Raw genomic sequence first — 21,788 nt, forward strand, 5'->3', positions numbered from 1 at the left:
CTGCGCGCCAGGCTGCTAGGAGCCCCAGTAGAGTCGCTCAGGGTTGTCGACGAGCAGTGCGCGCTGCAGCGCCGGGGTCGGGGCGAGGCGGGGTACGAGGTCGACGAGCAGGCCGTCGTCGGGGATCCGGTGCTCCATGTTCGGATGCGGCCAGTCGGTGCCCCACAGCACGCGGTCGGGATAGCGCTCGACGAGCGGCCGCACGACCTCCACGAAGTCGTCATAGGGCGGGCCGGTGACCGACAGCCGCTCGGCGCCCGAGACCTTGACCCAGATGCTCGGGTGCGCGTCGAGAAGGGCCTTCAGCGCGCCGATGTCGGCGCCGTCCGGGCCCTGTCCGATGTCGGGACGCCCGAGGTGATCGATGACCACGATCGTCGGCAGCGCCTCAAGGAAGGGCTGCAGCTCTGCCAGCAGGTCCGCCTCGAAATAGACGACGACGTGCCAGCCGAGCGGAGCGATGCGGCGGGCGATATCGAGAAACCTGTCCTTGGGCGCGTTGTCGACGAGCCGCTTCAGGAAATTGAAGCGGACCGCGCGGATGCCGCCGTCGTGGAGCGCCTGCAGCGCCGTATCGTCGATATCGGGATCGACGACCGCGACGCCGCGCGCCCGGCCGCCCGACGCGGCGATCGCGGCCAGCGTTGCGGCATTGTCGGTGCCGTGGCAGCTCGCCTGGACGATGACGTTGCGGTCGAAGCCGAGGCGGTCGCGCAGCGCGAACAGCATCTCCGGCGTCGCATCCTGGGGGTGGTACTTGGCCTGGGGCGCGAAGGGGAACTGCGCTTCGGGGCCGAAGACATGGCAGTGCGCATCGACCGCGCCGGGCGGCGGCACCCACGACGGGGGCGTCGGCACGTCGACCCAGGTCTTGCTCTTCATCCGAAGACCGTCCCGTCCATCAGCTTCCGCGCCGTGCGGAGCAGCGCGACCGCAGTCACCGCGCCCTCGCTGTCGGTATCGAGGACGCAGCTCATCTCGCCGGTCGGGTGCTCGACCGAGAGGGTCTTGCGGGCGCCAGCAGGGACGACGGCGACGCGCGCCGCGACACTGTTCGGGATCAGGCACGCGGTCGCGACGCTGACCGCGCCGAACACGCCGATCGAGGCGTGCGCGCGCTTCGGGATGAAGCTGCGGACCGTCACCGCACCGCCGTCGCGCGGCGGGGCGACGAGCATCATCTTGGGCACCGTGGCGTCGGCGACATCGCCCAGGTTCATCAGCGGCCCCGCCTTCAGCCGGATCGCCTCGATCCGCGCCTTCAGGCCATCGTCGCCGTCGAGGTCTTCGCGGCTCTCATAGCCGGTCGCACCGACGTCGGCCGCCGCCAGCACGACGCAGGGCATGCCGTTGTCGATCAGCGTCACCGCGACCCCGTCGATCGTGTCGAGCGGGTTGCCGGTCGGCAGCAGGGCGCCGCAGCTTGTCCCCGCGGTGTCGCGGAATTCGAGCGGGACGGCGGCCGCGGTCCCGGGCACGCCGTCGATCCGCGCGTCGCCGTCGTAAGTGACCCGGCCGAGCGGCGTCGCGACCGAGGCCACCGCCGTCTGCCCGGTATTCTCCATGTGAATGACCACCGGCGTCACGCCGTCGCGGGCGGGCACGAGGCCCCGCTCGATGGCGAACGGCCCGACGCCCGCGAGCATGTTGCCGCAATTCTGCGTGTCTGACACCAGTGCGCGATCGACGAAGACCTGGAGGAACAGGAAGTCGACATCGACCCCGGGGCGGTCCGACCGCGAGACGACGGCGACCTTGCTGGTCAGCGGGTCGGCGCCGCCCATGCCGTCGATCTGGCGCGCATCCGGTGATCCCATGATCCGGAGCAGCAGCGCATCGCGCGCCGCGGCATCGGCGGGCAGGTCGTCCTTGATGAAGAACCCGCCCTTTGAAGTCCCGCCGCGCATCCACATGCAGCGGACGCCGTCAGACATATTTCAGCCCGAGCGCCGCGAGCTTGCCGCGCATGTCGTACATGTCGAGCCCGAGCTCGCCCGCGGCGAGGCGGCGGCGCTTGTCTTCCTCGGCCGCTTCACGCTTCTGCGCGGCGGCAAGCACTGCCCCGGCGGTGGCGCGCGGCACGATGCAGACCCCGTCGTCGTCGGCGATCACGACATCGCCCGCATGCACAGCGGCACCGCCGCACACGATGGGGACGTTGACCGACCCCAATGTCGCCTTGATCGTCCCTTGCGCGCTGACCGCCTTCGCCCAGACCGGGAAGCCCATCGCGGTCAGGTCGCGGATGTCGCGGACGCCGGCGTCGATGATCAGCCCGCGGCAGCCGCGCGCCTGCGCCGAGGTGGCGAGCAGGTCGCCGAAATAGCCGTCCTCGCACGGGCTGGTCGGGGCCAGCACGAGGATGTCGCCGGGCTGCAGCTGCTCGATCGCGACGTGCACCATCCAGTTGTCACCCGGCGGCGCGCTGATCGTCACTGCCGATCCGGCGACGCGCGCGCCGGTGTAGATCGGCCGCAGCCGGCTCCCCATCAGCCCGGTGCGCCCCTGCGCCTCGTGGACGGTCGCGACGCCGCACGCCGCGAGGCCGTCGATAACTGCGGGGGCAGCCCGCTCGACCGAAGTGATGACAATCGACATGGACTTTGCTTGTCCGCGGCGGCGCGCCCGGACAAGTTGAAATTCTGGACCGGCGATAAGTTCTGGCTAAGAGTCCTTCGATGGACCTGCTCGCGCTCAACCTCCGCCACCTCCGCGCGGTGACCCAGGTGGCGGCGCTCGGGCGGATCGGTGCCGCGGCGCAGTCGATCAACCTGTCGCAGCCCGCAGTGACCCAGGCGCTGACCAAGGTCGAGGCGGCGGTCGGCCTGTCGCTTTTCGAGCGCCGGCCCGACGGCATGGCGGGCACCGCCGCGGCGGACTTGCTGGTGCCGCGGATCGAGGCGGCGCTGCACCATATCGGCAACCCCCGCGTGACCATGTCCCAGATGCGGGCGCTGATCGCGCTCGCCGACGCAGGCAGCTATGTCGACGGGGCGCGCAACGGCGGCGTGACCCAGCCGTCGCTGCACCGTGCGATCGGCGACCTGTCGCTGGCGGTCGGGCGGCCGCTCGTCGAGCGGCGCGGCCGGGGGATCGGGCTGACCGCGGCGGGGCGGCGCACGGTGCGCGCCTTCCGGCTGGCGCGTGCCGAACTGGTCGCGGCGGCGTCGGAACTCGCGGTCCTGAACGGCCGTGAGACGGGCCGCATCACGATCGGGGCGATGCCACTGTCGCGCGCGCGCCTGCTCCCGGCGGCGGCGACGGCCTTTCATCGCAGCCATCCGCAGGTCGAGGTGCGCATCGTCGAAGGGTCGCACGCCGAACTGATCGAGCCGCTGCGCGACGGCGAGATCGATCTGCTGATCGGGGCACTGCGCGCGCCGGTTGCGGGAAGCGACATCGACCAGCGCCCGCTGCTGGTCGACCGGCCGGTGATCATCGGCCGCGTAGGCCATCCGCTCGCCGGGCGCGCGGGCGTGACCGCCGACGTCCTGGCAGAGTTCGACTGGACGATCGCCGCGCCGGGGACGCCGCTGCGCACATTGTGGCAGCGCATGTTCGACGCAGCCGGCGTCGCCGCGCCGCCGGTCCCGATCGAGTGCGGGTCGGTCATCACGATCCGCCAGATCCTTCTCGACAGCGATTTCCTGACGCTGCTGTCGCCCGATCAGGTCGCGGCCGAGCTGGCGGCCGGCTGGCTGGTCAAGATCAGCGACACCCCGGGCGAGCTGGCGCGGACCATCGGCGTCACGACCCGCGCGGGCTGGCGACCGACCGCGCTGCAGAGCGCATTCCTCGCCGCGCTGGACGCCGCCGCCGGCAAGTGACTTAGCCCAGGATTATACCGGGCGCGGCGTTTCGATTGGCGGGTAAGGCGGTCGTCGGTTAGCGATTCGGGCGTGACAGCGCATGTGGCCATGATCGGATGCGGCGAGGCGGGGCTCGCCTTTGCCGGTGCGCCGGGTCGGTGCGGCAGCGTGACGGCGTTCGACATCCAGACCGACGACCCGGCCCGCCGCGACGCCAAGCTGGCGGAGTATCGGGGAGCGGGGGTCACGGCGGCGATGACCGTCGCCGAGGCGCTGGCCGGGGCCGGTGTCGTGCTTTCGCTGGTGACCGCCGATCAGGCATTGAATGCCGCGCAGTCCGCCGCCCCCCGCATATCGCCAGGCGCGCTGTATCTCGACCTGAACTCGGTCGCGCCCGCGACCAAGCGCGCTGCGGCGGCGGTGATCGATACCGCGGGCGGACGCTACGTCGATGTCGCGGTGATGGCCCCGGTTCACCCGAAGCGTCTGGGCGTGCCTTTGCTGGTTAGTGGCGCGCACGCCGCAGCGGCCGTCGACGCGCTGCGCGCCATCGGCTTCACGTCGTTGAAGCTCATCGCCGGGGACACGGGTGCGGCTGCGTCAGTCAAGATGATCCGCTCGGTCGTCATCAAGGGCGTCGAGGCGCTGACCGCCGAATGCATGATCGCCGCCGCCCGGGCGGGAGTCGTCGCCGAGGTGCTCGCCGCGCTCGGCGAGGACTGGGCGACCCGCGCCGATTACAACCTCGACCGCATGATGGTCCACGGGCTCCGCCGTGCGGCGGAAATGGACGAGGTCGCGGCGACTCTCGAAGGCCTGGGCGTCGTACCCTCGATGACACGCGCGACGGCGAAGCGGCAGCGTGAACTGGGGGCCCTCGGCCTCGGCCATGTCGCCGGGCTCGATGCCAAGCTGGAGGCGCTCGCGGCATGATCATCGACTGCCACGGCCACTACACCACTGCCCCGGCGGCGCACGACGCGTGGCGGACCGCGCAGATCGCGGCGTTCAAGGCCGGCGAGGCGCCGCCGCCGTACCCCGAGATTTCCGACGACGACATCCGCGCGACGATCGAGGCGAACCAGCTGCGCCTGCTGCGCGAGCGCGGCGCCGACATGACGATCTTCAGCCCCCGTGCCTCGGCGATGGCGCACCACGTCGGCGACGAGGGCGTCAGCATCGCCTGGGCGCGCGCATGCAACGACCTGATCGCGCGCGTCTGCGCCCTGTACCCCGACGTTTTCGCCGGGGTCTGCATGCTGCCGCAGTCGCCCGGCGCGGGCCTCGACGCGAGCATCGCCGAGCTCGAGCGCTGCGTCGCGGCTGGCTTCGTCGGGTGCAACCTCAACCCCGATCCCGGTGGCGGGCACTTCACCTCGCCGCCGCTGACCGACGAATACTGGTTCCCGTTCTACGAGGCGATGGTGGCGCTCGACGTGCCCGCGATGATCCACGTCTCGGGATCGTGCAACCCCGGTTTGCATGCGACCGGCGCCTATTACATCGCCGCCGACACCATCGCCTTCATGCAGCTGATCGAGGGCGACCTGTTCGCGCGCTTCCCGACCCTGCGCTTCATCATCCCCCACGGCGGCGGGGCGGTGCCCTATCACTGGGGGCGTTATCGCGGCCTCGCCGACATGCTGAAGAAGCCCGATCTGTCGGGGCACGTCATGAACAACGTGTTCTTCGACACTTGCGTCTATCACCAGCCCGGCATCGACTTGCTGGCCCAGGTCATCGAGACGAAGAACATCCTGTTCGGCAGCGAGATGGTCGGCGCGGTGCGCGGGATCGACCCGACGACCGGCCAGTATTTCGACGACACCAAGCGCTATGTCGACGCGCTGCCAGTCGACGCGGCGGCAAAGCACGCGATCTTCGAAGGCAATGCGCGGCGCGTCTTCCCGCGCCTCGACACGCAGCTGAAAGCGAGCGGACGATGACCGACATTCACGCCTATTTCGCCGAGCTCGAGGATATTCCGGGGACCCGCGTCTACACGGGAAAGCGCGCGCGCGAGGGCTATCACCTCAACCAGTTCGCGATGAGCCTGATGAAGGCCGACAATCGCGCGCGCTGGAAGGCCGACGAGGCGGCATATCTCGCCGACTGGCATCTGACCGACGAGCAGCGCAAGGCCGTGCTGTCGCGCGACTACAACCGGCTGCTCGATCTCGGCGGCAACATCTATTTCCTCGCCAAGATGTTTTCGACCGACGGGCTCAGCTTCGTTCAGGCGGTCAGCACGATGACCGGCATGTCGGTCGAGGATTATCAGGCGATGATGGTCGCCGGCGGCCGCTCGGCGGTCGGGCAGCGTTCGATCCGGGCCAACGCCGCCAGCGGCGACAACAAGGGCGCGAACTAATGGCACGCATCACCGCCGGCGTCGCGACGAGCCACATCCCCGCGCTCGGCGTCGCGGTCGACCTCGGCAAGACCGCGGAGGCCTATTGGGCCCCCGCCTTCGCCGGCTACGAATGGACGCGGGCCTGGCAGGCGGCGGAGGCCAAGCCCGACGTCGTCATCCTGGTCTTCAACGACCACGCGACCGCGTTCGACATGAAGCTGATCCCGACCTTCGCGATCGGCTGTGCCGAACGCTTCGTGCCCGCCGACGAGGGCTGGGGACCGCGCCCGGTGCCAGTCGTAGAGGGGCACCCCGACCTCGCCTGGCATATCGCGCAGAGCCTGATCCTCGACGAGTTCGACATGACGATCATCAACGACATGGACGTCGACCATGGCCTGACGGTGCCGCTCAGCATGAATTTCGGCACCGACGCCGCCTTCACGACGCCCGCCGCCTGGCCGTGCAAGGTGATCCCGCTGGCGGTCAACGTCGTCACCTTCCCGCCGCCGACGGGCAACCGCTGCTGGGCGCTGGGCGAGGCGGTCGCGCGCGCGGTCGCGTCCTTCCCCGAGGATCTGAACGTCCAGATCTGGGGTACCGGCGGCATGAGCCACCAGCTGCAGGGCCCGCGCGCAGGGCTGATCAACCGCGACTGGGACAACGGCTTCCTCGACGGGCTGATCGGCGACAGCGACCGGCTCCGCCATGTCCCGCACATCGAATATCTGCGCGAAACCGGCAGCGAGGGCATCGAGATGGTGATGTGGCTCGTCATGCGCGGCGCGCTGGGGCGCGAGACGCGGCTGCTGCACCGCCATTACCACGTGCCTGCGAGCAACACCGCGGTCGGGCATATCGTGCTGGAGCCCGTGGCATGAGGATCGCGCTGGCCGGTGCCGGGGCGTTCGGCGAGAAGCATCTCGACGGACTCAGACTGATCGACGGGGTCGAGATCGTCTCGATCGTCAGCCGCACCGCCGATCAGGCGGCGGCGGTTGCCGCAAAATACGGGGCGCGCCACCATTCGACCGAGCTCGCCGACGCGCTGGCACGCGACGATGTCGACGCGGTCATCCTGTGCACGCCGACGCAGCTCCACGCCGAACAGGCGATTGCCTGCATGGACGCGGGCAAGCATGTCCAGGTCGAGATTCCGCTGGCGGACAGTCTGGCGGGGGCGGAGGCGGTGCTGGCGAAGCAGGTCGAGACCGGGCTGACCTGCATGGTCGGCCATACGCGGCGCTTCAACCCTAGCCACCAGTACGTCCACGACCGCATCGTGCGCGGCGAATTCGCGATCCAGCAGATGGACGTGCAGACCTATTTCTTTCGCCGCAGCAACATCAACGCCAAGGGCCAGCCGCGGTCGTGGACCGATCATCTGCTGTGGCACCACGCGGCGCACACCGTCGACCTGTTCGCCTATCAGGCGGGGCCGATCGTCCGTGCCAACGCGTTGCAGGGGCCGCTCCACCCCGACCTCGGCATCGCGATGGACATGTCGATCCAGCTGCAGGCCGAGAGCGGCGCGATCTGCACCCTGTCGCTCAGCTTCAACAACGACGGGCCGCTCGGCACCTTCTTCCGCTACATCGGCGACACCGCGACCTATATCGCGCGCTACGACGACCTCGTGACCGGCAAGGAAGAGCCCGTCGACCTGAGCGGCGTCGCGGTGTCGTCGAACGGCATCGAGCTGCAGGACCGCGAGTTCGTCGCCGCGATCCGCGAAGGGCGCGAGCCCAATTCCAGCGTCGCGCAGGTGCTGCCGTGCTACCGCGTCCTCGCCGACCTCGAGGCCCAGCTGAGTTGAGGACGCAGGTCGCGATCATCGGCGCGGGTCCCGCGGGACTGCTGCTGGGTCACCTGCTCCGCGCCGAGGGCATCGACTGCGTGATCGTCGAGCGCCAGGCTGCCGCCTATGTCGAGGCCCGCATCCGCGCCGGGGTGCTCGAACGGACGACGACCGACCTGCTGCACCGGCTCGGCATCGACGCGCGCCTGAACGCAGAAGGGTTGCCGCACCACGGCTTCGCGCTGGCCGACGGTGAGCGGCAGATCCGCATCGACATCGCCGCGCTGACCGGCAGCTCGGTCACCGTCTACGGGCAGACCGAGGTGACCCGCGACCTGATCGCCGCCGCACCGGAGCGCGGGCTGCCGATTGTGTGGGAGGCGAGCGGGGTTGCGATCCACGATGCCGACAGCGCCGCGCCGTTCCTGACCTGGGGCGACGGCGAGCGCCTCGACTGCGATTTCATCGCCGGCTGCGACGGGTTTCACGGGCCCTCGCGCGCGGCGATCCCGGCGGGGATCGGCAAGACCTTCGAGCATGCCTACCCCTTCGGCTGGCTGGGCATCCTCGCCGACGTGCCGCCGTGCGATGACGAGCTGGTCTATGCGAACCACGACCATGGCTTCGCACTGGCGTCGATGCGTTCGCCGACGCGCAGCCGCTATTATATCCAGGTACCCGGCGACGCACGGCTGGAGGACTGGCCCGACGACCGGCTGTGGGATGAGCTTGCCATCCGGCTCGGCCCGGCGGGGCAGGGAATCGTGCGCGGCCCGGCGCTCGACAAGTCGATCGCGCCGTTGCGCTCCTTCGTCGGCGAGCCGATGCGTCACGGGCGGCTCTTCCTCGCGGGCGACTGCGCGCATGTCGTGCCGCCGACCGGGGCCAAGGGGCTCAACCTTGCGGCGTCCGACGTCGCCTATCTGTCCGAGGCGCTGGCCGGCCACTACGCGCGGGCCGACGAGAGCGGGCTTCACGACTATTCGCGCCGTGCGCTGGCGCGGGTGTGGAAGGCCGAGCGCTTCAGCTGGCAGCTGACCAAGCTGATGCACCGCTTTCCCGGCGACGGCGCCTTCGAACGGCGGATGCAGCTGGCCGAACTCGACTATATCGCCGGGTCGACCGCCGCGCAGACCGCGATTGCCGAGAATTACGTCGGCCTGCCGCTCTAGCGGCGGACCACGACCTGATCGATCGCCCCGAAGGGCCTTGCGCCGTCGGGCTGGATTGCCGCCATGCGGACGCGGTCGCCGAACTTCATGAAGCCGGTCGAGGGAGCGCCATGGGCGATCATCTCGATCGCGCGGCGTTCGGAAATGCAGCTCGACCCGACCTCGGCATAGCCGCGGTTCGCGACCGTTCCCGACCCGATGATCGTGCCGGCGACGAGGTCGCGCGTCGCGGCCGCGTGCGCGACGAGGTCGTGGAACCCGTACTGCATCTCGCTGCCGTTGGCGTGGCCGAAGGCGGCGCCGTTCCATTCGATCGCGAGGTTGAGTCGGACGCGGCCGTCGTGCCATGCATCGCCCAGCGCGTCGGGCGTGACCGCGAACGGCGCCATCGAGCACGCGGGCTTGGCCTGTACCCAGCCGAAGCCGGTCTTCATCTCGGGTACCGCGAGCGCGCGCAGCGACCAGTCGTTGATCTGGACGATCAGCCTGATGTGACCCAGCGCGTCGGCCGCCGAAATGCCCATCGGCACCGCATCGACGACGACGCCGAACTCGCCCTCGAAATCGATGCCATGCGCTTCGTCGGGGAAGGGCACGGGGTCGTGCGGGCCGTAGAAGCGGTCGGACATGCCCTGATACATCAGCGGCTTGTCGGTCTCGATCGGCGCCGTGCCGAAGGCGACCTGCATCAGTTCGCCGTGGGTCGAGAAGGCCGAGCCGTCGAGCCATTGCCACGACCGCGGCAGCGGCGCGCGCAGCGTGCCGGCATCGAAGGGTTCGCCCTGGCCGGCTTCGACCGATGCCGCGAGCGCGCGCAGGTCGCCCTCGGCTGCCGCCCAGTCGCCGATCGCGGCGAGCAGGTTCGGCCAGCGCGGCGACGCCGCAGCGCGCGTGCCGTCGTCCGAAACGACGATCAATTCGCCGTCGGGACCGGCGCCCGGCCGCGTCGCGAGCCTCACAGCCCGTCTTCGAACTGGCCGTCGATCAGGATGAAGGCGATCCGGCAGTTGCGCCCCGACCGGTTGGCCCAGCCGTGGTTGGTGCCGCGCTGGATGACGATGTCGCCCTGGCGCACGACGGTCTCCCCCTCGTCGACGATCAGCACGAGCTCGCCGTCGAGGACGATGCCGTAGTCGATCGTCTCGGTGCGGTGCATCATCGCGTGGCGCGAATTGGCCGAATGCGACGATGCCGCGCCCGCGCCGACCTCGGCGAAATGCGCCTTGGCCTCCTCGGGCGTCAGCTGCGACAGGCGCTCGTCCTCGGGCGGAATGTCGAGGACGCGGATGCGCGTGCCCCCCTTGGGCGGGGCGAGGACGATGCCCGCCTCGGCGGGCTCGCCCGAATTGCGGTCGATGGGGGCGGGCGTTCCTCGCGTGTTCCACACCTCGTAGAACATCGGCCCGATCTCGCCGCCGATCCGCTGGACGCGCGGCGGCGGGCCGTCCTCCTGGATGATCGCGTTACCCTGGGCGTCGTGCCCGGTGACGATGCGGCGGAAGGGGGCGGTGGTCATGGTCTCTCCTGTCGTCAGCGCGCGGTGCGCCGCAGTTCGGCCCGCAGCCCGATCGGCGTGACTACAGCCGCGAGCAGCACACCATAGGCGATCTTGATCGCGGCACCCGTGCCCCAGGCCAGCGTCGGCACGCCGACGACGGCATCGAAGGCAAGGCCCAGGACGTAGCCGACGCCCGCTGCAATGACGGCGAGCAGCAGCGCACGCAGGACGAAGGAGCGCGGCAGCACCGACCGCCCGCCGAGCGGCGCGACACCGCCGGCGGAAAGCTTGCGCCGCGTCAGGAAGCCCGGAACGAGCACCGACATCAGCGTGATCGCGAACGACTGCGGCACGAAGTCGAAGGCCAGCCCCGGGACCGCGATGTCGGCGAAGGGCGCGAAGAAGATCGCGGTGAAGACGAGGCTGAGCACCCCGTTTATCGCGATGCTGATCAGCGTCTCGCGCCGGATATGGTCGGCCGCCGTGATCACCCGGCGCGGCCGCCCAGCGTGTCGGCGAACCAGTCGGCGATATAGTCGCGGCCGAACGCCATGTTGTCCGCGCCGACGTGCTCGACGCCGCCCTCGCGCGCGGTGAAGATGCGCAGCTCGCGGCGCGGGCTGTTGACCAGCTGGGCGTGCGACTGGTGCGCGTAATCGACCGAGATCTGCCGGTCGTTGGCACCGTGGGTGACGAGGAACGGCACCTTGATGCGCTCCATCTGCCCGTCGAGGCACATTTCGGCACTGCGCGACAGGAAGTCGTCCATGTCGCTCGCACCGAACGCCCAGAAGACGTGCGCCCAATAGTGCGGGACGGGGTTCTCGCCCTCGCGCTTCATCCTTTTGTCCTGAACCTCGCGCCAGTTGTGGTTCGCGCCCCACACCGCGCCCGAGGCGAAGCGCGGCTCGTTGGCGACGGCACGCGGCGCGAAATGACCGCCCAGGCTGATCCCCGTCATGCCGATGCGTGCGCCGTCGACATGGTCCTGGCCCTGCAGCCAGTCGAGCGCGGGCGTTGCCCAGCTCTCGCTGTGCGGATCGACGGGCAGGCCCTGCAGGCGCAGCGCCTCGCCCGATCCGGGCTGGTCGACGCACAGGGTCGAGATGCCGCGCTTTGCCAGCGCCTCCGGCAGGCCCGACCAGTAGAGCAGCTCCTTGCAGCTATCGAGGCCGTTGCAATAAACGACCGCGGGCGACGGGCCGGGGCCGGGCGCGCGAATGAACAGCGCGGGCATGGTGCCGCCACTGGCGAGCGGAATCTCGACCCGCTCGCGGTCGATCGCACCCAATTTGGTCGATCGATCGAACGTGTCGCGGGCGCGTGCATAGATCGCCTCGCGGCCCGGCGAGCCGTGCGCCTGCATGCGCTCGGCGACGAACAGGTAGAGCGACGCGCGCTCGAGCTTGTCCGATGCCGAGAAACCGCGGCCCTGCGCCTCGTCCTCGGTGGCCAGGTCGATCAGCCGGTCGGCCATCTCGACCCAGCGCGCCATGAACTGCGGCGTGCCGGCATCCGCCCCGCCCGCCGCGGCGTCGCGGATCGGCTGGCACATGTCGATGATCTCGCCGATGCGCCCGCCGCTTTCGAGCGCGATGGCGATCGACAGGTTCCAGATGTAATTCGGGAAATATTCGAACAGGGCCATCGGATCAGACCGCGGTCGGCTGGAACAGGCAGGGGTCGGCGACGGGCTTGGGCATCGTCTGCGGCCCGCCGGTACCGATGCCCCACTGGTCCATGACCTGCGGCCCGGGCTTGTGGACCTGATGCTCGTGGGTGTCGAAATCGACCTCGTCGAGCTCCGACGTGTATTCGACCGCGAAGCCGTTGGGCGTCGTGAAATAGCTGAAGGTGTTGTTGCCTGCGGTGTGGCGCCCGGGGCCCCAGCGCAGGTCGGTGCCCAGCTTCTTCAGGCGGCTGACGCCGCGCATCATGCAGTCGAGGGTCAGCATGTCGTAGGCGACGTGGTTGAGGCACGGCGGCCCGGGCAGCAGCGCGATGCGGTGGTGCGCCGAGTTGCAGCGCAGGAATACCATGAAGTCGCCGAGCCAGTCCGACACGCGGAAGCCCAGCACGTCGCTGAAGAACGCCGCCATCGCCTTGTGGTCGGGGGAGTGGAGGACGATGTGGCTGATCTTGACCGGCATACCCTCCCAGCGCGCCATCGTCCGGCTGTCGCCGGGCGCGACGCCTGCCGAAATCTCGAACGGCAGGCCATCGGTGGTGAAGAAGCGGAAGCCGTAGCCGCCGCCCGGTGCGTCGAGGTCGCGAGGCGCGTGGATGACCTTGCACCCCGCCGCGATGACCTTGTCGTGCAGCGCATCGACATCGGCGGGCGTATCCGCCGACAGCGCGATGACGTCGATGTGATTGATGCCCGCCTCGCGCAGCCGGACGACGTGATGCTCGGCGGCGCCGTGCGTCTTGAAATACACCAGCCCGTCTTTGTCGGCGACTTCGACCAGGCCCCAGGCGTCGGCGTAGAACTGCCGCTCGGAAGCGAGGTCCTGGACCCCGTAGCCGACGTAACGGATTTCGGTGACACGGCTCATGGGGCTGCTCTCAGATTGGCTCAGCGGTGCGCTGAAACATTTCGGCGGTGGCAAGGGCGTTGTCGACCGGCGGGCCTTTGCCCAGCTGGCCGCGGCAGATCGCCAGCGACAGGTCGACGATGTAGCGGCAGCGGTCGAAGCGCCGCTCGCGATAGGCGGTGAAGGCGGCCTCGGGGTCGTCGTGACGGCTGACCTCGTCGGCGAGCACGAGCGAATCCTCGATCGCCATGCCCGCACCCTGGCCGAGGTGCGGCGTCGTCGCGTGCACCGCGTCGCCGAGCAGCACGATGCGGCCCTTGTGCCACGGTCCGGTCACCAGCAGCGTCTCGAGCGGGCGATAGACGACGCCGTCATCGTCGACGATGCCCTCGGCGAGCGTGCGGATGTCGGGGGCATGCTGCGCCAGCTTGGCACGCAGCACGCTCGCCAGCCCGTCACGCTCGTAGCGCGGGTTTCCCGGCTCGGGCGTCGTCACGTACATGTACATCAGCGCGTCGCTCATCGGCACGAGGCCCGCACCGATCCGGCCATTGTAGACGTGCAGCGCGTCGAGCCCGGCGCGGCGCGGCAGGTTGTAGCGCCACACCGCCTGCCCCGTGAACGCGGGCTGCGGCGCATCGGGGAAGAGTTTCGCGCGGGTTTCCGAATACAGGCCGTCGGCGCCAACGACGATGTCGAAGCGCGCGGCGGTACCGTCGGAGAAGCTGACGTCGACGCCGTCGCCGTCGTCGTCGAGGGCGAGCGGCGTGATGCCCAGCCGCACCTCCGCGCCCCCCGACTTGGCGCGGCGCCCCAGGATCTCGTGCAGCGCGGGGCGGCTGATCCCGAGGTTCGCGGGATAGCGTTCGACGAGGCGCTTCGACGGCACCTGCGCGACCAGCGTGCCGTCGGGGGCATGCACCGCGACCTTGTCGAACCCGACGCCGGCCGCAAGATAATCGTCGATGACCCCCAGCTCGGTCATCGCGCGGATGACATTGCCCTGCTGGATGATCCCGACCCCGTAGACCGACCAGCTCGGGTCGCGCTCGATCACCGTGACCGCGTGCCCGCGCGCCCGCAGCGCGATCGCCGCGGTCAGCCCGCCGATGCCGCCGCCGACGATCAGGATATCCAGGGGGCTGCCCATCAGAACTTCGCCCGCAGCCGCAGCCCGTAGGTGCGCGGCGCCGAGGTCGAGGCGAGCAATGCCGAGCCGAAGCTGTAGATCGGCGTGTTGATCACGATGCGCTCGTTCTCGATGTTGCGGACGAAGGCGGCGATCTGCCACTGGTCGTCCTCGGGACCGAAGGCGATCTGGGCGTTGCTCGTCCAGGTGCCGCCGACCAGCTCCTCGGGCAGGAACTCGGCCTGGACGAAGCGCTCGGACCGGTACTGCGTGTCGACATTGGCGACCAGCTTGTAGTTGCCGATCGGCACCGTCTGCTGCGCACCCAGCGTGACCGTCCACTTCGGCGCGTTGAACGCCGGGCGGCCGCTGCAGTCGATCGTGTAGATCCCGGCGCTCAGCGTCTGCGCGCACCCGGTCAGCGGCGGCGTCGCGCCGGCGGGCTGCCTGTAGACGAAGCTGTCGTACTTGCTGTCGAGATACTGGACATCGGCGCTGAGCAGCGTGTCGACGAGCGGCAGGACCTGCACGCCGGCCTCGAAGCCCTTGATCTTGGACTGGCCGATGTTCTGCGTCAGCTGGCCCTGGTTGCCGTTGGCGTCGACGCCGATGCGGCCGATCTGCTGATCGACATAATCCCAGATGAAGGCTTCGACGTTCACCTGCAGGCGGTTGTCGAGGAAGCGGTTCTTGGTGCCGATCGTGTAGGCGGTGATGAACTCCGGCGCATAGGTCTCGAAGCCCGCCGCGAGCGAGAAGCCGCCCGAGCGGTAGCCGCGCTCGACGCTGGCGTAGATCAGCGAGGCGTCACCGGCGTCGAACTCGGCCGCGGCGCGCCACGTCACTTCGCTCGAGCCCAGCGTGGTGTTCACCGGCGTCTGGACGCGGCTGAGGATCGCGCCGGTCGCACCGATCGGGCGCGCCTGGCCCGGCGGCGGGATGATGAACGGCGGCTGGAGCGTATTGAAGCTGTCGCCGACCGGCAGCAGCGGCACGGTCGGGCAGCTCGGCTGGCCGAAGGCGTTGCGCACCGTGCAGACGACGACGAACACGTCGGCCTGGCCGGCGAATTTCTTGTCGTCCTCGGTGTAGCGCAGGCCGCCGATCAGGCGGAGGCGGTCGGAGACGTGCGCGGTGAGCCGGCCGAACAGCGCCCAGCTCTTCGTCGAGGAGGTGAACTCCTGATAGGTGTTCAGCGACTGCTGCGCGAAAGTGTAATCGCCGTCGATGCTCTCGTCGAAATAATAGGCGCCGAGGATATAGTCGAACGCCCCCATGCGCTTGCCGGCGAAGCGTGCCTCCAGGCTGAACTGGCGGTCTTCTTCCTGGATGAAGCCGATGAAGGCGGGCGCGCCGAACTTATAGTCGAGCTTCGACTCGCGGTACGCCGGCAGGATGGTCAGTGTGCCGATGTCGGTATCCCAGTTCAGCTCGCCGTTGATCCCGTAGAAGTCGTTGTCCTGGTAGATGTCGTCGTCGAGCGGCGCCGCGGTGCGGCCCGAAACGCCGAGGAACAAAGTCTGGCGATAGGCCTGCGCACGCGGATCGAAGATGCCGGTCGAGCGGCCGAGGCCCGACGGCACGAAGGTGTAGTTGTTGGTCGGGAAGTTGAAGCGGTACTGCCCCTCGTACGACGAGCCGATGCCCTTACCGCCGACGTGCGAATAATCCGCGGCGAGGCGCAGCGTCAGGTCCGACGACGGCTCGAACAGCAGCTGCGCGCGCACCGCCTGCGTCTTCTCGTCCGACGTGCCGTCGGACAGATAGCCGTCGCGGTCGACGATATTGCCCGAGATGCGCACGGCCGCCGTGGCGCCGACGGGCAGGTTGATCGCGCCCTGCACGTTGAAGGCGTTGTAGTTGCCGTAGCTGCCGCTTGCGAAGCCCGACAGCTCGTTCAGCCTGGGCCGCGCCGGCAGGATGTTGATCGCGCCTGCGGTCGCGTTCCGCCCGTACAGCGTCCCTTGCGGACCTTTCAGCACCTCGAGCCGGTCGAGATCGTAGAACAGCCCCGAGGTCGAGGTCGGACGGCCGAGATAGACGCCGTCGTAGTTCACCGCGATCGCGGGATCGGAATAGCCGTTGACGGTGAAATTGCCGACGCCGCGCAGGAAAAAGGTCTTGTTCGCGCCGCCCGCGTCCTGGACGGCGAGCGCGGGCACGATGCGATTGAGGTCCGATGGCTGGGTGACGCCCTGGTTGAGCACCGTGTCGGCCGAGACGACGTCGATCGCGATGCCCGCGCGCTGCGCCGATTCCTCGCGGCGCTGGGCGGTGACGACGATGTCGACGAGGCCCTCTTCCTCGGCGGCGGCGACCGCGACCGGCCCTGCAGCAGGCACTGCCTGATCCTGTGCCCACGCCGCGGGCGCCGCGCTCAACAGCGCCAGACCCGTTCCCGCCAGCAGAATTCCCCGCATCATGCCCTCCCCAGACTATTTCGCTGCCGTTTCCCGGCTTGTCGGGACGCAGATCGCAGGCGGCTGGCTATCGGTCCAGTTTTTATAAATAATGCGGATCCACAAATGGGAGTGATGGATGCGCCTCGATCGTTTCGATCTCAACCTGCTCGTCGCGTTGCAGATGCTGCTCGAGGAGCGCAGCGTGACGGCAGCGGCGCAGCGTCTCAACATCACCCAGTCGGCGATGAGCGCGTCGTTGAAGCGCCTGCGCGACGCGTTCCAGGACGAGCTTTTCGTGCTGCACGGGCGGACGATGGTGCCGACGCCGCGCGCCCTGACGCTGGCGCCCGAGATCGCCCGCGCCATCATCATGCTGCGCAGCCTGATCGCGTCGGCGGCGGGGTTCGATCCGAGGACGTCGGAGCGGCGCTTCCGCATCGCCGCGTCGGATTACATCACCACCGTCGTGATCGCGCCCCTGTCGCGCCATCTCGAGCGTGAGGCGCCGTCGATCCGCCTCGATATCTCGCTGCCCACCGACGAAACCTCGCAGCGCCTCGCGAAGGGCGAATTCGACCTGACGCTGACCCCCGAGGAGTTCGTCGACCCGCAGCATCCCACCGAACTGCTGTTCGAGGAACGCCATGTCGTCGCGGGCTGGGAGCGCAACCCGCTGCTCAACGCGCCGCTGACCATCGAGCAGTTCGTCGCCGCCGGCCATGTCGCGGTGCAGATCGTCGGCCGCAACACCTTCGTCGAGAACGTACTCGCGCATCGCGGCATCACGCGGCGGGTCGAGGTCATCTCGCCGTCGTTCATCCAAACGCCGTGGCTGCTGCCGGGCACGAACCGGATCGCGCTGATGCACGAACGCCTCGCCCGATTGATGGCGCCGGGCCTGTTGCTGAAGATCGTCGAGGTGCCGTTCGACATCCCGCCGATGCAGGAGGTCGTGCAATATCACTCGACCCGCGCCCGCGACGAGGGGCTGTTGTGGCTGCGCACCCGGCTACGCGCCGTCGCCGCCGCCACGGCTTGACAAGCGCCGCGCCGGCGATGCCCAAAGACCGGCAAGGGGAGGCCAAGTCCATGCCATCGTTGACCATCAGCCGCCGCGCGTTCGTCATGGGCGGGGCCGCCGCGACGCTGGGCACGCACGTCCACGCGCAGACGCCCGGGCCGGCGCCGGTCTTCACGACCAGCGCGATCGACGTCCACCACCACTTCCTGCCGCCCTTCTACAAGCCGCTGGCGAAGCCCTGGCTCGACAAGTTCGCGACCGGCGTCGCGGCGGTGCTGGCCTGGACGCCCGAGGCGTCGCTGGCGGCGATGGACGCCGCGCGCATCGACCGCGCCGTGCTGTCGATCTCGGCCCCCGGCGTGCATTTCGGCGACGCCGCGCAGGCACGGTCGCTGGCGCGCGACTGCAACGACTATGCCGCCGGCCTCGGCAAGGCGCACCCGGGCCGCTTCGACTTCTTCGCCGCGCTGCCGATGCCCGACGTCGACGGCGCGATCCGCGAGGCCGAGCGCGCGCTGGCGCTGCCGGGGGTTCGCGGCGTCGGGCTGTTGTCGAACTATGGCGGCCGCTACCTCGGCAGCCCCGAATTCGCGCCGCTGTTCGCCTGGCTGGGGCGGCGCGGCGCGGTCGTCTATGTCCACCCGACCGATGCGCCGTGCTGCGCTGGGCTCGTCCCCGAAATGGCGACGCCGCTGATCGAGTTTCCGGTTGATACCGGGCGGACGATCGCCAGCCTGTTGTGGTCGGGGACGCTGAACGCCCATCCGAACATCCGCTTCATCTTCTCGCACGGCGGGGGCATCCTGCCGATGGTCGCCGAGCGCGTCGCGGCGATGGGTTATGTGCGGCGCGATCTGCTGGCGAAGGTGCCGGGCGGACCGGTCGCGGCGCTGTCGCGGCTCTACGTCGACACCGCGAGCGTGACGACGCCCGGCGCCATGGCCGCGCTGGCGGCGTCGCTGCCCGCCGGCCAGATTCTGTACGGCACCGACTTCCCCTGGGGCGGCCTGGCGAGTTCGCGCGCTGCCCTCGCCAAGCTCGGCCTGTCGGCGCCGCAGCTTGCGGGAATCGAGTGCGCAAACGCCAGGGCTCTGCTCGCTCTATAGGGCCTGATCGACGCGCTCGCCGGGCCGGCATGGTCCGGTTTGCCGCACCCCGTTTCCCTTGCCCGTCCTTCCCAAAAGACTTATCATCATGTCTGCGAAACTTTCGTTCATGTGAAACCGCCGATCAACGGTGGTCGCAGCGCGTATCGATTTGGGAGGATGCGGTGACCGACGACGCGCGGATCTTGCGAACCGGTTCGAGCCGCGGCGCATGACGGTGATCGCAACCACGCATGTCGGCAGCCTGCCGCGCGGCCCCGAACTCACGCCACTGCTGCTCGCGCGCGACGCCGGCGAACCCTATGATCCCGCGGCCTTCGACACGCTCGTCCAGTCGGCGGTCGATGCGGCCGTCGCGGCGCAGGTCGCGGCCGGCGTAACCGTCGTCAGCGACGGCGAACTCGGCAAGGTCGGTTATTCGACCTATATCATCGAGCGGCTCGAAGGCTTCGGCGGCAACAGCGCGCGCAAGCCCGCGCTCGACCTCGCACCCTTGCCCGAGCTGCGCCAGAAGCTCGCCGCGATCATGGGCGCGCAGGAGTTCACGCGAGCCGTCTGCATCGCCCCCGTCAAGCTACGCACACTCGAGCCGCTCCACGACGACATCCGGCGCTTCAAGGGCGCGCTCGACCGCCATGGCAACGGCACCCGCGCCTTCCTCAATGCGGCATCGCCAGGTTTGATCACGGCGTTCCAGCCCAACGCCTTCTATCCGAGCCACGACGCCTATCTGGCGGCGCTCGTCGATGCGATGCGGCCCGAGTACGAGGCGACCGCCGCGGCGGGTTTCGAGGTCCAGCTCGACTGCCCCGACCTCGCGATGTCGCGCCACACCGGCTATCAGGACATGGACGAGGCCGAATTCCTCCGCACCATCGCCGCCAACGTCGAGGCGCTGAATGCGGCGACCGCGAACATCGCGCCGGAAGCGATGCGGATGCACATCTGCTGGGGCAATTACGAAGGGCCGCACACCCACGACATCCCGCTTGAGCGGATCATCGACATCATCCTGCGCGCCCGCCCCGCGACGATCCTGTTCGAGGCGGCCAACCCGCGCCACGAGCATGAATGGACGATCTGGCGCGACGCTAAGCTGCCGGACGACAAGATTCTCGCGCCCGGGCTGATCGACACCTGCTCGAACTATGTCGAGCATCCCGAGCTGATCGCGCAGCGCATCGAGCGGTTCACCGCGATCGTCGGCGCCGACCGTGTGGTCGCCAGCACCGACTGCGGCTTCGGCACCTTTGCGGGCTACGGCAAGATCGACCCGGCGGTGACGTGGATGAAGCTGCGCGCGCTGCGTGAGGGTGCCGACATTGCGGCGGCACGGCTGACTTGACCGCGCACGGCCTGCAGGTCGAGCCGCTGGCGCGCGCCGAGGGGCCGACGGTGCGCGACGCGGTTATGGCGCTGCTCGCCGACCTGGGCATGACGACGATCTTCGGCAATCCGGGGTCGACCGAGCTGCCGATGTTCCGCGATCTGCCGGCGGGGTTCCGCTACATTCTCGGCCTGCAGGAATCGATCGTGCTCGGCATGGCCGACGGCTTCGCGCAGGCGAGTGGGCGCGCGGCGCTGGTCAATCTGCACAGCTCGGCCGGCGTCGGCCATGCGATGGGCAATCTGTTCACCGCCTATCGCAACGGCACGCCGCTCGTCGTTACCGCGGGGCAGCAGGCGCGCTCGATCCTGCCGCACGCGCCCTTCCTCTACGCCGAACGCGCCACCGAGCTGCCGCAGCCCTTCGTCAAATGGGCCGTCGAGCCGGCGCGTGCCGAGGACGTGCGGCTGGCGATCGCGCGGGCTTGGCACATCGCGATGCAGGCGCCGCGCGGGCCGGCCTTCGTGTCGATCCCGATCGACGACTGGGAGCGGCCGTGCGGCGTCCACGTCCCGGCGCGGGTCGCCGGCCGTACGGCACCCGATCCCGCAGCGATCGACGAGCTGGTGGCGCTGCTCGACGCGGGCGCGCGGCCCGTCATCGTGGCGGGCGCGGGCGTCGCCAACAACGGCGCACGCGCGCAGCTGGTGGCGCTCGCCGAGCGGCTCGGCGCGGGCGTCTGGGTCGCGCCGATGGCCGCGCGCAATCCGTTTCCCGAGGACCATGCGCTGTTCCGCGGCTTCCTGCCGGCTTCGCGCGAGGCGATCGTCCGCGCGCTCGGCGATGCCGACTGCGTGCTGGTGCTCGGCGCGCCGGCGTTCACCTTTCACGTCGAGGGCAGGGGGCCGTTCGTCCCCGACGGCGCGACGCTGGTCCAGATCGGCGACGACCCCGCGGTCGCGGCGCGCATGCCGCAGGGACTCGCGATCGTCGGCGACGTCGCTCTGGCGCTCGACGCGCTGCTCGGGCGTATCCGCCTGCGCGAACGGCGGCCGATGCCGGTGCGCGACGTACCCCCGCCCGCCGCCGACCGGCTGACCGACGCGCTGCTGATGGCGCGCCTCGCGGCACTGCGCCCGGCGGGCATCGCCATCGTCGAGGAAGCGCCGAGCACCCGCGGGCCGCTGCACGACCATTTCCCGATCCGCGCCGGCGACGAGTTCCACACCTGCGCCAGCGGCGGCCTGGGTCACGGCCTGCCCGCCGCGGTCGGGGTCGCTCTCGCGCGGCCGGAGCGACCAGTGCTGTGCCTGCTCGGCGACGGGTCGGCGATGTACGCGGTGCAGGGCCTGTGGTCGGCGGTGCAGCACGCCGCCGACGTGCGCTTCGTCGTCGTCAACAACGGCGGCTATGTCGCGCTCGACCATTTCGCCGCGCTGTTCGGGATCGAGGCGGTCGGCAGCAAGCTGCCCGGCATCGATTTCGTCGGCCTCGCGACCAGCCAGGGCATGGCGGCCGAGCGCGTCGAAACCGTCACCGGCCTCGACGCCGCGATCCGCCGCCTGTTCGACCTGCCCGGCCCGCGCCTGCTCGAAGTCATCGTTCAACCGCAATGATCGAACCGGGCGCAAGACCCGGC

The 21,788-nt window shown here is 69.6% G+C and carries 21 protein-coding genes; 11 read left to right on the forward strand and 10 right to left on the reverse strand.

The window, feature by feature from the left end:
- Positions 1-15: 15 nt before the first annotated feature.
- From FMM06_RS00825 to ligK, 3 genes are read right to left on the reverse strand one after another with little or no spacing between them, the layout of a single operon-like run.
- On the reverse strand, positions 16-882 hold the full coding sequence (locus FMM06_RS00825) for an amidohydrolase family protein (RefSeq protein WP_143554328.1): 867 nt from the start codon (positions 880-882) through the stop codon (positions 16-18).
- Positions 879-1,934: a 4-oxalomesaconate tautomerase gene (locus tag FMM06_RS00830; protein WP_143554329.1), complete on the reverse strand. Its 1,056-nt coding sequence runs from the start codon at positions 1,932-1,934 to the stop codon at positions 879-881. Before FMM06_RS00830 ends, FMM06_RS00825 begins: the two co-directional genes overlap by 4 nt.
- Positions 1,927-2,598, reverse strand: coding sequence for a 4-carboxy-4-hydroxy-2-oxoadipate aldolase/oxaloacetate decarboxylase (ligK, locus tag FMM06_RS00835; RefSeq protein WP_143554330.1), 672 nt, complete (start codon positions 2,596-2,598; stop codon positions 1,927-1,929). The genes FMM06_RS00830 and ligK overlap by 8 nt, the downstream gene beginning before the upstream one ends.
- An 80-nt stretch (positions 2,599-2,678) precedes the next feature.
- On the opposite strand from ligK, the gene FMM06_RS00840 reads away from it, so the two are divergent.
- The 7 genes from FMM06_RS00840 to pobA all read left to right on the forward strand — a co-directional run bounded on the left by FMM06_RS00840 (position 2,679) and on the right by pobA (position 9,132).
- On the forward strand, positions 2,679-3,827 hold the full coding sequence (locus tag FMM06_RS00840; protein ID WP_143554331.1) for a LysR family transcriptional regulator: 1,149 nt from the start codon (positions 2,679-2,681) through the stop codon (positions 3,825-3,827).
- A gap of 90 nt (positions 3,828-3,917) precedes the next feature.
- The gene (locus FMM06_RS00845; protein WP_235889194.1) at positions 3,918-4,742 is read left to right on the forward strand and encodes an NAD(P)-dependent oxidoreductase; all 825 of its coding nucleotides are present in this window, start codon (positions 3,918-3,920) and stop codon (positions 4,740-4,742) included.
- Positions 4,739-5,755: an amidohydrolase family protein gene (locus tag FMM06_RS00850; RefSeq protein WP_143554333.1), complete on the forward strand. Its 1,017-nt coding sequence runs from the start codon at positions 4,739-4,741 to the stop codon at positions 5,753-5,755. The genes FMM06_RS00845 and FMM06_RS00850 overlap by 4 nt, the downstream gene beginning before the upstream one ends.
- On the forward strand, positions 5,752-6,180 hold the full coding sequence (gene ligA, locus FMM06_RS00855) for a protocatechuate 4,5-dioxygenase subunit alpha (RefSeq protein ID WP_143554334.1): 429 nt from the start codon (positions 5,752-5,754) through the stop codon (positions 6,178-6,180). The genes FMM06_RS00850 and ligA overlap by 4 nt, the downstream gene beginning before the upstream one ends.
- Complete coding sequence (locus FMM06_RS00860; protein ID WP_143554335.1) at positions 6,180-7,043, forward strand: class III extradiol dioxygenase subunit beta; 864 nt, start codon at positions 6,180-6,182, stop codon at positions 7,041-7,043. The genes ligA and FMM06_RS00860 overlap by 1 nt, the downstream gene beginning before the upstream one ends.
- Positions 7,040-7,978, forward strand: coding sequence for a Gfo/Idh/MocA family oxidoreductase (locus FMM06_RS00865; protein ID WP_143554336.1), 939 nt, complete (start codon positions 7,040-7,042; stop codon positions 7,976-7,978). Before FMM06_RS00860 ends, FMM06_RS00865 begins: the two co-directional genes overlap by 4 nt.
- Positions 7,975-9,132, forward strand: a complete 1,158-nt coding sequence (gene pobA / locus FMM06_RS00870; protein WP_143554337.1) for a 4-hydroxybenzoate 3-monooxygenase — start codon at positions 7,975-7,977, stop codon at positions 9,130-9,132. The genes FMM06_RS00865 and pobA overlap by 4 nt, the downstream gene beginning before the upstream one ends.
- Here pobA and FMM06_RS00875 read toward each other — a convergent pair.
- Genes FMM06_RS00875 through FMM06_RS00905 form a run of 7 tightly spaced genes read right to left on the reverse strand, consistent with a single transcriptional unit; the run spans position 9,129 to position 16,713 of the window.
- Entirely contained in the window at positions 9,129-10,091 is a 963-nt protein-coding gene (locus FMM06_RS00875; RefSeq protein WP_143554338.1) for a fumarylacetoacetate hydrolase family protein, read from the reverse strand. The two genes, pobA and FMM06_RS00875, sit on opposite strands and share 4 nt — an antisense overlap.
- Positions 10,088-10,648: a cupin domain-containing protein gene (locus tag FMM06_RS00880; RefSeq protein ID WP_143554339.1), complete on the reverse strand. Its 561-nt coding sequence runs from the start codon at positions 10,646-10,648 to the stop codon at positions 10,088-10,090. The genes FMM06_RS00875 and FMM06_RS00880 overlap by 4 nt, the downstream gene beginning before the upstream one ends.
- A 14-nt stretch (positions 10,649-10,662) precedes the next feature.
- Complete coding sequence (locus tag FMM06_RS00885; protein ID WP_143554340.1) at positions 10,663-11,121, reverse strand: hypothetical protein; 459 nt, start codon at positions 11,119-11,121, stop codon at positions 10,663-10,665.
- Complete coding sequence (locus FMM06_RS00890) at positions 11,118-12,278, reverse strand: alpha/beta hydrolase family protein (RefSeq protein WP_143554341.1); 1,161 nt, start codon at positions 12,276-12,278, stop codon at positions 11,118-11,120. The genes FMM06_RS00885 and FMM06_RS00890 overlap by 4 nt, the downstream gene beginning before the upstream one ends.
- A gap of 4 nt (positions 12,279-12,282) precedes the next feature.
- Complete coding sequence (locus tag FMM06_RS00895) at positions 12,283-13,185, reverse strand: VOC family protein (RefSeq protein ID WP_143554342.1); 903 nt, start codon at positions 13,183-13,185, stop codon at positions 12,283-12,285.
- A gap of 10 nt (positions 13,186-13,195) precedes the next feature.
- Positions 13,196-14,314 (reverse strand): FAD-dependent oxidoreductase, encoded by a 1,119-nt coding sequence (locus FMM06_RS00900; RefSeq protein ID WP_143554343.1) that lies wholly within the window; start codon positions 14,312-14,314, stop codon positions 13,196-13,198.
- Entirely contained in the window at positions 14,314-16,713 is a 2,400-nt protein-coding gene (locus FMM06_RS00905; protein ID WP_143554344.1) for a TonB-dependent receptor, read from the reverse strand. Before FMM06_RS00905 ends, FMM06_RS00900 begins: the two co-directional genes overlap by 1 nt.
- Positions 16,714-16,831: 118 nt before the next feature.
- Here FMM06_RS00905 and FMM06_RS00910 point away from each other — a divergent pair, with 118 nt between their 5' ends.
- The 4 genes from FMM06_RS00910 (at position 16,832) to mdlC (ending at position 21,765) form a co-directional block, all read left to right on the forward strand.
- Complete coding sequence (locus FMM06_RS00910; protein WP_143554345.1) at positions 16,832-17,734, forward strand: LysR family transcriptional regulator; 903 nt, start codon at positions 16,832-16,834, stop codon at positions 17,732-17,734.
- Between the two features lie 50 nt (positions 17,735-17,784).
- Complete coding sequence (locus FMM06_RS00915; RefSeq protein WP_185964984.1) at positions 17,785-18,822, forward strand: amidohydrolase family protein; 1,038 nt, start codon at positions 17,785-17,787, stop codon at positions 18,820-18,822.
- A gap of 211 nt (positions 18,823-19,033) precedes the next feature.
- Entirely contained in the window at positions 19,034-20,167 is a 1,134-nt protein-coding gene (locus tag FMM06_RS00920; RefSeq protein WP_143554347.1) for a cobalamin-independent methionine synthase II family protein, read from the forward strand.
- On the forward strand, positions 20,164-21,765 hold the full coding sequence (mdlC, locus tag FMM06_RS00925; RefSeq protein WP_143554348.1) for a benzoylformate decarboxylase: 1,602 nt from the start codon (positions 20,164-20,166) through the stop codon (positions 21,763-21,765). Before FMM06_RS00920 ends, mdlC begins: the two co-directional genes overlap by 4 nt.
- Positions 21,766-21,788 lie beyond the last annotated feature (23 nt).

The sequence above is a fragment of the Glacieibacterium frigidum genome (genome assembly GCF_007097155.1).
Classification (GTDB): Bacteria; Pseudomonadota; Alphaproteobacteria; order Sphingomonadales; family Sphingomonadaceae; genus Glacieibacterium; species Glacieibacterium frigidum.